Origin of the sequence: Streptomyces sp., assembly GCF_035563135.1 — a bacterium.
GTDB lineage: Bacteria > Actinomycetota > Actinomycetes > Streptomycetales > Streptomycetaceae > Streptomyces.
In genome coordinates this window covers 1-9,847 of the sequence record NZ_DATMVN010000636.1, presented here as the reverse complement: position 1 = coordinate 9,847, position 9,847 = coordinate 1, and the positions used below count along the sequence as shown (strand labels likewise).

Genomic DNA, 9,847 nt, shown 5'->3' with positions numbered 1-9,847 from the left:
TTGGAGCCGCCCGGCGCGCCGTCCGCGGCCTGCCGGTCGAGCGGGTTGAGCGACGCGTACTCCACCTTGACCCGCACCTCGCCCGCCTCGGGACCGGGCTTCGGCACCTCGACGAGGCAGGGCTCCCTGCCGAACGCGCTGACGGCGATGGCTCGCATGAGGCAGACCTCTCACTCGCCCCCGCTCCCACGGGTCCCACTGTCACCCGGCCCCGGCTCCCGCGCATGTCGGGCCGCGACGATCCGCCCCACCACGCCGCACACCACCAGGGCCGCCCCCACCAGGAGGACGGTCCACACCGTCGTCCGCAGGGAGGCGGTCAGCGCGTCGTACACCGCCGCTGCCCCGCCCCGGTCGGTCCGGGGCACCTCGTCGAGCACCCGGGCGCGGCCGACGGCGACGGCGATCCGCAGGAGGACCGCCCCGAGCACCAGCCCGCCGCCCGCCACGGCCGCGGCCACCGGGCCGGTCCGGAGACCGCCCCGTACGCATGCCAGGCCCAGCACCAGGACGAGCAGGACCGCCGTCCCCACGGCCGGCCAGACGCTGCAGTACCGCAGCCACCGGAACGAGGACCGCAAGCCGTCGGCGCGGTCGGCGGGCAGCACCGTGATCGTGGTCTCCCGGACCGGGATCCGGTCGGCGAACGGCACTCCCTCGCACACCAGTTCCTTCTTCACCTCCTCGATCACCGGCGCCAGGTCGATGGTCACCGCCTGCTCACCGTCCCCGCGGAGCGTGGCGGTCACGGCCCGGTGCGCCGTCCGGTTCGCACTGTCCCAGGCCCGCTGGAAGGCCTCGGTCGTGGTGAACGACAGGGCGGTCCCGTGGAGGAACTGCCCGGCCGTCTCCTGGAGCGGGCCGACGTCGATGTTCCTCATGGCCTCGTCCGTGACCAGCGTGGCGACGGTGCCCTGCACGTCCGCGTCGGAGGCGAGGGGGGAGACGGCGGCGAGATACCGGCCGGTGTCGTCGAGTTCCAGATCGACCCATGCCGAGAGCGCGCTCACCGGGACCAGGACGGCGAGCACGACGAGCAGCAGCGCCGACAGGGCCGCCGGGAGGTGGGTCCGCACAGCCACCAGCCAATCCCGTGCGGCGCCGGCCCGCTCCGGGCCGTACGCCATTCGAGTTGCCGGGCGGCCCGGCCGGGTGTGCGCTGGAGGAACACAGGGACGGGGGCGACGGAAGGAGCTGTGCGCCATGGCCACACACGCAACGATGCCGACGCGCCGCCGGCCGCAGGCCCGCACCCCGGCGCACCACGGGCACAGCGCACTCGCCTGGGCGGTGCCCCTCGCGCTGGGCGTCGTCCTCGGTCTCTGGGCCTTCTACATCACCCGGGACGGCGGAGAGACCACCGGCGGGCAGATCTGGCTCGGAGTCGTCTCCGGGGCGGTCTTCGCCGTGCTCTGCCACGCGCTCGTGCGGGTCCGGTGGGCCCTGCCGCGGGAGCTGCGCGCCACGGCGTTCGGGGTGCTGGCCGGAGGCGCGGTCGGCTTCCTCTCCAGCCTCAACGGCAACAGCGTGCTGACGTCGAGCGCGATCGGCCTGGCCGTCGCCGCAGGGATGTTCTGCCTGATGTTCTACCTCTACTACACGCGCGAGGACTGACCCGGGCGTCCTTCCGGGCCGGGGGACGCGGCAGCCGGGCGCGGTCCGGCTGCCGCGCCCGTCCATTCCGTCCGTTCGGCCCCGCGGCCGGGGCGCACCGTGCCATCGTGGCCCGTGCCCTCCTCCGCAGACACCGCCGATCCCACGCACCGCCGACAAGGAAGGCCCCATGAGCGCTGAACTGGCCATCGAGACCGCAGGGCTGGTGAAGGCCTTCGGCGAGAACCGCGCGGTGGACGGCGTCGATCTCGCCGTGCCCACGGGCACCGTCTACGGAGTCCTGGGGCCCAACGGGGCCGGGAAGACCACCGTCGTGCGGATGCTGGCGACCCTGCTGCGGCCGGACGCCGGCCGGGCCCGGGTCTTCGGCCACGACGTGGTGAAGGACGCCGACACGGTCCGCAGCCGTGTCAGTCTCACCGGGCAGTACGCCTCGGTCGACGAGGACCTGACCGGCACGGAGAACCTCGTGCTGCTGGCCCGGCTCCTCGGCCACTCCAAACCCGCCGCCAGGAACCGGTCCGCGCAGCTGCTCGAAGCCTTCGGGCTGAGCGGGGCGGCGGGCAGACAGGTGAAGAACTACTCCGGTGGTATGCGGCGCCGGATCGACATCGCCGCCTCCATCCTGAACACGCCGGATCTGCTCTTCCTCGACGAGCCGACCACCGGTCTCGACCCGCGCAGCCGCAACCAGGTGTGGGACATCGTGCGGGCCGTCGTCGCCCAGGGCACGACGGTCATGCTGACCACCCAGTACCTCGACGAGGCCGACCACCTGGCCTCCCGCATCGCGGTGATCGACCACGGCAAGGTGATCGCGGAGGGCACGAAGGGCGAACTCAAGGCATCCGTCGGCGCCGGTTCCGTCCATCTGCGCCTGCGCGATCCCGCTCAGCGCCCCGAGGCCGAGCGGGTGCTGGCGCTCGCACTGGACGCCACGGTGCAGCTGGACCACGATCCGGTGGCCCTGACCGCCAGGGTCAGTGGGCACGGCACCGAGAAGGGGGCCGCCGAGCAGGCCGCCGGGGTGCTGGCGGAGCTGGCCCGGCGCGGCATCCACGTGGACAACTTCGCGCTCGGCCAGCCCAGCCTCGACGAGGTCTTCCTCGCGCTCACGGACAAGAAGGGGGTGGCGGCATGAGCACCGCGCCCGCCAGGACCGAACGCGACGACGTGGAGCTCGCCACGCCGGACGCCAGGACACTGGCCTCCCTGCTGGTCGGCCAGGAACGCCCCCGCCGGCCGAGCGCGCTGTCCGCGTCGCTCACCTTCGGGTGGCGGGCCATGCTGAAGATCAAGCACGTGCCGGAGCAGCTGTTCGACGTGACGGTGTTCCCGATCATGATGGTGCTGATGTTCACCTACCTGTTCGGCGGGGCGCTGGCCGGTTCGACCGAGGGGTACATCCAGTTCCTGCTGCCCGGGATCCTCGTCATGAGCGTCGTGATGATCACGATGTACACGGGTGTCGCGGTCAACACGGACATCGCGAAGGGTGTGTTCGACCGCTTCCGCACGCTGCCCGTCTGGCGGCCGGCCCCGATGGTCGGCTACCTGCTCGGCGACGTCGTGCGCTACCTCCTGGCCTCGGCCGTGATGCTCGTGGTCGGCGTCGTCATCGGCTACCGGCCGGAGGGCGGTGTGCTGGGAGTGCTCGCGGGTGTCGCGCTCCTGCTGGTGTTCTCGTTCGCCTTCTCCTGGATCTGGACGATGTTCGGACTGATGCTGCGCACCGAGAAGTCGGTGATGGGTGTCAGCATGATGGTGATCTTCCCGTTGACCTTCCTGAGCAATGTCTTCGTCGATCCCAGGACGATGCCGGGCTGGCTCCAGGCGTTCGTGAACAACAGTCCGGTCACCCATCTCGCCGCCGCCGTGCGTGAGCTGATGGCCGGCCACTGGCCCGCGACGGACATCGCCTGGTCGCTGGGCTGGTCGGCACTGTTCGTGGTGGTCTTCGGCGCGGTGACGATGCGGCTCTACAACCGGAAGTGACACCGCCGCCGCGGGACGCCCCGGACGACGCGCATGCGGGGACTTCTCGTCCACGGAGGAATCCGACCGGGTGAGCAGCCACATCACCCCCAGGGCCGGCACTCCGCGAACGGGCGGGCTGTCCGGCGCACCGGAGGCCCGCCCGTCCATGTGCGGCGGGAGCCGTGCGGCGTAATCCGTGCGGCAGGAGCCGCGCGGTGCAGTCCGTGCGGCAGGCGGAAGGCTCAGTCGTGGACGACGGTGACCGGGCAGGTGGCGTGCTGGGTGACATGGAGGCTGACCGAGCCGAGCAGGGTCGCCTTGAAGCCGCTGTAGCCACGGGCGCCGACGACCAGCAGGTTCGCACCCTTGGAGCGGTCCAGCAGGGACTGGGCGGGGTTACCGATCACGACGATCTTCTCGATCGCCGCCGCCCCTTCGGCGCCGAGGGCCTCCTCCAGCGCCTCGGTGAGCGCCACGGTCGCCACCGCCTGCGGGTCGAAGTCCTCAGGCATGCCCGGCATGAGGGATCCCCAGCTGGTCGCGGGGTACTCCCAGCTGTTGACCGCCTCGACGGTGTCGCCGGTCAGCTCGGCCTGGCGTACGGCCCAGCGCAACGCCTTGATCGATGCGTCCGATCCGTCGACGCCCACGACGATCCTGCCCATGTCTGCCTCCATCGGTTTCGTACTTCTGTGGCATACAAGTGCTCACTGTAGTCAAAAGGGACATAGGGGGCCTTTGTGGCCCCCCATGTCATGGTTCAGCTGACCCGCAGGTCCGCGAGCTGCTGCTCGAACGGGACGACCGCGTCCTCACCGTCGTCGAGGGTGGGGGCCCGGGAGGCGCCGGAGACGGTCCGTCCCGTGACCGCGGAGGCGAGCTCGCCACCCGCGCGCCGGATCCGGGACGGCAGCCCCTCGGTGTACTCGTCCCCGTGCGAGCCCCAGTCCTCCGACGCCGCGTAGACGGAGGTCGGCAGGACCACGGCCCGCAGGTAGGCGAAGAGCGGGCGCATCGCGTGCTCCAGGACCAGCGAGTGCCTGGATGTCCCGCCGGTCGCCGCGATGACGACGGGCTTGCCGGTCAGCGCGGTGTGGTCGACCAGGTCGAAGAAGGATTTGAACAGCCCGCTGTACGAGGCGGTGAACACGGGCGTCACGGCGATCAGCCCGTCCGCCCCGGTCACCGCGTCGAGCGCCTCCTTCAGGCGGGCCGGCGGGAATCCGGTGACCAGGTGGCCGGCGATGTCGACGGCCAGATCGCGCAGCTCGACGACCTGGACCTCGACGCGGCGGTCCTGTTCGGCCGCCAGCCTCTCGCGGGCGGCCCCGGCGAGCCGGTCGGCCAGCAGCCGGGTGGACGAGGGGCTGCTGAGCCCGGCCGCGACGGCGACGATCTTCAGGGGGGCGGTGACGGGCACGGTGCTCAGAGCTCCTTCGGGTCTGCGGTGGCCGCGGCGCGGGCGGCGGCGACCGCGGGGTGGACGGGGGCGTCCGGCACGCCGGCCGGGCGCAGGCGGGCGAATTCCTTGCGCAGCACGGGCACGACCTCCTCGCCCAGGATGTCGAGCTGCTCCAGGACCGTCTTCAGCGGCAGTCCCGCGTGGTCCATCAGGAACAGCTGGCGCTGGTAGTCGCCGATGTCCTCGCGGAAGGACAGGGTCCGCTCGATGACCTCCTGCGGGGAGCCGACGGTCAGCGGGGTCTGCTGGGTGAAGTCCTCCAGGGAGGGCCCGTGGCCGTAGACCGGTGCGTTGTCGAAGTACGGACGGAACTCCCGTACCGCGTCCTGCGAGTTCTTCCGCATGAACACCTGGCCGCCGAGGCCCACGACGGCCTGCTCGGCGGTGCCGTGCCCGTAGTGGGCGTAGCGGCGCCGGTAGAGGTCGACCATCTTCCTGGTGTGCTCCATGGGCCAGAAGATGTTGTTGTGGAAGAACCCGTCCCCGTAGTAGGCGGCCTGCTCGGCGATCTCCGGGGAGCGGATGGAGCCGTGCCAGACGAAGGGCGGGACACCGTCCAGCGGGCGCGGGGTCGCGGTGAAGGACTGCAACGGGGTGCGGAACTTCCCCTCCCAGTCGACGACGTCCTCGCGCCACAGCTTGTGCAGCAGCGCGTAGTTCTCGATCGCGAGCGGGATGCCCTGCCGGATGTCCTTGCCGAACCAGGGGTAGACCGGTCCGGTGTTGCCGCGGCCCATCATCAGGTCGACGCGGCCGTCGGCCAGGTGCTGGAGCGTGGCGTAGTCCTCGGCGATCTTCACCGGGTCGTTGGTGGTGATGAGCGTGGTGGAGGTCGAGAGGATCAGGTTCTCGGTGCGGGCGGCGATGTAGCCGAGAGTGGTCGTCGGCGAGGACGGTACGAACGGCGGGTTGTGGTGCTCACCGGTCGCGAAGACATCGAGGCCCACCTCCTCGGCCTTGAGCGCGATCGCGAGGGTCGCCTTGATCCGCTCGTTCTCGCTCGGTGTCGTACCGGTCGTGGGGTCGGTGGTGACGTCCCCGACGGTGAAGATCCCGAACTGCATGGCGCCCGCCTCCAAAGCGTTGAGCGAGTTGGTTGAACGTTGAACTATATGAACACACCCTACAACGGAGCACCCCCTCTCCCTATTCCGCCCGCTCCGGAAGGCCGGAAAGGCGCCGCTTCCCGCTCCCGCTCCCCGCTCCCCGCCCCCGCTCCCCAGGAGCGGTGCGCGCCGGTACCGGGGCAGGCGGCGTCCGTCCCGTCGCCATGCCCGGCACGCCCTCCCGCCGCACCGGACGGAGGCCCGGGTACGGTCCCCCGTACGAGGGCTTCCGGCCGGCCCGCCGGGAGCACGCACCGGACACCGCTCCTCGACGGGCGCACCTCGTCCGCCGCGGTACTAGACTCCGCCCATGACCTCCGTACCGTGCCGGAACTGGTGGCGCTCCTCCTAGGAGCGGCCACCTCCCTCTGCACGGAACCAGGGCCGTTCGACATCCGGACGGCCCTCATCTCTGCCCGCAGGTCTGCGACGGGCCGTCCTCCACGCGTACACCACCAGCGAGGAGAGCCCCGTGACCACCACCACCGACCTGTCCGCCGGCCCCGTCGTGCGCCGCAGCGCCGAACTGGAACAGCAGCTCGCCCAGGACCCCGGCCGCTTCCGGGTCCTCACCGGGGACCGGCCCACCGGCGCCCTGCACCTCGGGCACTACTTCGGCACCCTCCACAACCGGGTGCGCCTTCAGGACCTCGGCGTGGACGTCTTCGTGCTCATCGCCGACTACCAGGTCCTCACCGACCGGGACGTCGCCGAGCGGCTCACCGAGCACGTGGAGGGCCTGCTCCTGGACCATCTCGCCATCGGGATCGACCCCGAGCGGTCGACGGTCTTCAACCACAGCGCCGTCCCCGCCCTGAACCAGCTGCTGCTGCCGTTCCTCTCCCTCGTCTCCGTCGCCGAGCTCGGCCGCAACCCCACCGTGAAGGACGAGATCGCGCACTCCAGGCAGTCCGCCGTCAGCGGCCTGATGTACACCTACCCGGTGCACCAGGCCGCCGACATCCTGTTCTGCAAGGGGAACCTCGTCCCCGTCGGCCAGGACCAGCTGCCGCACCTGGAGATCACCCGCACCGTCGCCCGGCGCTTCAACGAGCGTTACGGAACGGTCTTCCCGGAGCCGGACGCACTCCTCTCCGCCGCGCCCCTGCTGCTCGGCACCGACGCCACCAAGATGAGCAAGAGCCGGGGCAACTCCATCGCTCTGGGCGCCGACGCCGACGAGACCGCGCGGCTGATCAAGGGCGCCACCACCGACGCGGACCGGCACATCACCTACGACCCCGAGCTGCGGCCCGGGGTGTCGAGCCTGGTGCTGCTGGCCGCGCTCTGCCTCGGCCGCGACCCGCACGAGGTCGCCGAGGAGATCGGGAGCGGCGGTGCGGCCGCCCTCAAACGGACCGTGACGGAGGCCGTCAACGCGCGCATGGCCCCGATCCGCGCCCGGCGCGCGGAGTACGCCCAGGACATGGGGTACGTACGGGACGTGCTGCGCGCCGGGAACGAGCGGGCGAACGCCGTGGCCGAGGCGACCCTGCGGGAGGTGCGGGAAGCGATGGGCATGTTCTGCTGACCGCGTACGCCGGCCGCGTCATCCGCAGACGCCGCCCTGCCCCGCCCCGGCCGCGCTCGCGGACGTGGCCGTCGGGGTTCAGGGGCGGGCCGTCGAGCGCTGCCGGCGCAGGAGCTCGGCCAGCCCGCGCCGGGTCGCGGCGATCACCACCCGGTCCTCGGCCCGCAGCACATGACCCGGGTGGAGATCCCAGACCAGGCCGGAGGGCCGGTCCGGGGCCCCGGGGCCCGTGGGGTCGAGGGGGTCGTACGGCGGTACGGCCGCCAGGTCCGGGTGGCGGTCGGCCGGCGGGGTGGCGTCCAGGGCCAGGACCCGCCAGGCGCCCGCCCGGAACGCCTGGTCGACGGTCCGGCCCTCCAGCTGGGGGTGACCCGCCACCTCCAGGGCGGCGAACAGCATCACCTTGCGTTCCACCGGCACCGCCCCCAGGATCTGCCGGCCCATCATGGCGACGGCGAAGGCCGGCGCGGCCAGATGGGACACGGAGCGGGAGCGGGTCAGGGCCTGCGGGTGGGCCGTGCGCAGGGTGCGGTAGACGGCCGTGGCGAACTCGTCGTCGTACAGGCGCAGAGCCACCCGCAGGTCCGGCTTCACCGAGCGCGCGTACAGCGCGGCTTCGAGGTTCGTCGTGTCGACGCTGGTCAGGGCCAGCAGCGCACGGGCCCGGCGGATCTTGGCCGCCTCCAGGACGCCCTCCTGGGTCACATCGCCCAGGACCGTCGGGACGTGCAGGCTGCGGGCCAGCGGGATGCCGCGCGCCTCCGGGTCCTCCTCGACGACCACCACGGGGATGTCCAGCTCGCGCAGCTGCGCCAGGACCCTCGTACCGATCTTGCCGAGCCCCAGCAGCACCACATGACCGGACAGGCCGCGCGGGGGGCGGCGCAGCGAGGACGCGGTGCGCAGCGAGCCGAACGCCTCCAGGACGGCGGCGACCAGCAGGGGCAGCAGCAGGAGCCCGGCCATGCCGGAGAGCAGCTGGATGACCTGGCGGGACGCCGGGTCGGTGCCCTCGACCGCGGGGTCACCCATCGCCAGCAGATCGAGCATGGTCAGGTAGGCGGCGTGCAGCGGGCTGTCCCCCGTGGTGATCACCGAGGCGACGGCCAGGGCGACGACGGCCGCCGCGACGCCCAGCGCCGACCAGCGCAGCCGCCGCGAGAAGACCTGGCTCAGGGGAGCACCCCTGCCTCCCATGCGGGTGGGCACCCGGGCGGGCCCCGACTGGCTGATGGCTTCCAGGACGACGGTGCCCCGGCCCGTGGCGGCGTTCACCGTCGCCAGGTCGGGCAGGAGCTGGGGTCCCTCCGCGCCACTGCTGTCGGAGCCCTCGGTGCCGGCCGGGTTCTGACTGGTGGAGGAGAGCAGGGCCAGGGTGCACAGCCCGGGGTCGGCGAGCTCGCCCGGCCGGGGCGGGGTGCGTTCGACGGCACGCAGGAGCAGGCCCTCGGCCTGGATGACCTTGCTGCTGCCGGTCACCGCGGTGGCGGCCAGGGCGGGCGCCGCGGTGTCGGCGTCGGACAGGACGGTGGTGGAGGCGTCCAGGGCGGCCGGGTCGAGACCGGGCATGGAGACGGCCGCCGCCTGGTCGAGCAGCGTCTCCAGGTGCTGGCCGAGCTTGCGGTTGTAGAGCCGGATGACGAGACGCAGGCGCGGATTGAGCCGGCGGGCCGTCAGAGCGGCGCGGATGTTGAGCTCGTCGTCGTCGTAGACGAGGGCGAGCGCGGCGGCCCGGCCGACGCCCGCCTCCTCCAGCACGTCGTCGGAGGGCTCGTGGGCCTCCATGATGCGGACGGCCTCGACCCCGGCGTTCGTATCGCCGTCACCGCCCCCCGTGCCCGCACCGTTGCGGCTCATCGCCGCGGACATGCGACCGAACAGGGCCACCGCACGGGCCCGTTGGGTCAGCGGGAGCTCCGGCCTGCTGGTGTCGCGGCCCGGCGGGACCAGGAGAGTGACCCGCTCCCCGTACACGTAACGCAGCTCCACGGCGAGTCGGCGGGCGAGGGTGTCGTCGCCGCAGACCACCATGTGGCCGTTGTGCGCAGGGCGTTGGGGCTGGTGAGGAAGTGAGGACACGGAACCCAGCATGCCGTGCTCCCTCCGGTCCGGTCGGGCGTGTCGGTGATCATCGGGTGACGGGGGCGTGGGCGGGAC

9 protein-coding genes are annotated in these 9,847 nt (G+C 72.2%); 4 read left to right on the top strand and 5 right to left on the bottom strand.

What is annotated here, in order from left to right:
• Positions 1-170 precede the first annotated feature (170 nt).
• On the bottom strand, positions 171-1,076 hold the full coding sequence (locus tag VN520_RS28565) for a hypothetical protein (RefSeq protein WP_325749843.1): 906 nt from the start codon (positions 1,074-1,076) through the stop codon (positions 171-173).
• A gap of 127 nt (positions 1,077-1,203) precedes the next feature.
• Between VN520_RS28565 and VN520_RS28560 the strand changes: the two genes are divergently transcribed.
• From VN520_RS28560 to VN520_RS28550, 3 genes are all read left to right on the top strand, one after another.
• Complete coding sequence (locus VN520_RS28560) at positions 1,204-1,614, top strand: hypothetical protein (protein ID WP_325749842.1); 411 nt, start codon at positions 1,204-1,206, stop codon at positions 1,612-1,614.
• A 169-nt stretch (positions 1,615-1,783) separates the two neighbouring features.
• A complete protein-coding gene (locus tag VN520_RS28555) occupies positions 1,784-2,755 on the top strand; it encodes an ATP-binding cassette domain-containing protein (protein ID WP_325749841.1) in 972 nt (323 codons plus the stop codon).
• Positions 2,752-3,609: an ABC transporter permease gene (locus tag VN520_RS28550; RefSeq protein WP_325749840.1), complete on the top strand. Its 858-nt coding sequence runs from the start codon at positions 2,752-2,754 to the stop codon at positions 3,607-3,609. Before VN520_RS28555 ends, VN520_RS28550 begins: the two co-directional genes overlap by 4 nt.
• Positions 3,610-3,833: 224 nt before the next feature.
• On the opposite strand, the gene VN520_RS28545 is transcribed toward VN520_RS28550, so the two are convergent.
• The 3 genes from VN520_RS28545 to VN520_RS28535 all read right to left on the bottom strand — a co-directional run bounded on the left by VN520_RS28545 (position 3,834) and on the right by VN520_RS28535 (position 6,117).
• Complete coding sequence (locus VN520_RS28545; RefSeq protein ID WP_325749839.1) at positions 3,834-4,256, bottom strand: universal stress protein; 423 nt, start codon at positions 4,254-4,256, stop codon at positions 3,834-3,836.
• A gap of 95 nt (positions 4,257-4,351) precedes the next feature.
• Entirely contained in the window at positions 4,352-5,011 is a 660-nt protein-coding gene (locus tag VN520_RS28540) for an FMN reductase (RefSeq protein ID WP_325749838.1), read from the bottom strand.
• Between the two features lie 5 nt (positions 5,012-5,016).
• Entirely contained in the window at positions 5,017-6,117 is a 1,101-nt protein-coding gene (locus tag VN520_RS28535; protein ID WP_325749837.1) for an LLM class flavin-dependent oxidoreductase, read from the bottom strand.
• Between the two features lie 514 nt (positions 6,118-6,631).
• On the opposite strand from VN520_RS28535, the gene trpS reads away from it, so the two are divergent.
• Positions 6,632-7,690, top strand: coding sequence for a tryptophan--tRNA ligase (trpS, locus tag VN520_RS28530; RefSeq protein WP_325749836.1), 1,059 nt, complete (start codon positions 6,632-6,634; stop codon positions 7,688-7,690).
• A gap of 78 nt (positions 7,691-7,768) precedes the next feature.
• Here trpS and VN520_RS28525 read toward each other — a convergent pair whose 3' ends face one another.
• Positions 7,769-9,781, bottom strand: a complete 2,013-nt coding sequence (locus VN520_RS28525; protein ID WP_325749835.1) for an NAD-binding protein — start codon at positions 9,779-9,781, stop codon at positions 7,769-7,771.
• Positions 9,782-9,847: the final 66 nt, after the last annotated feature.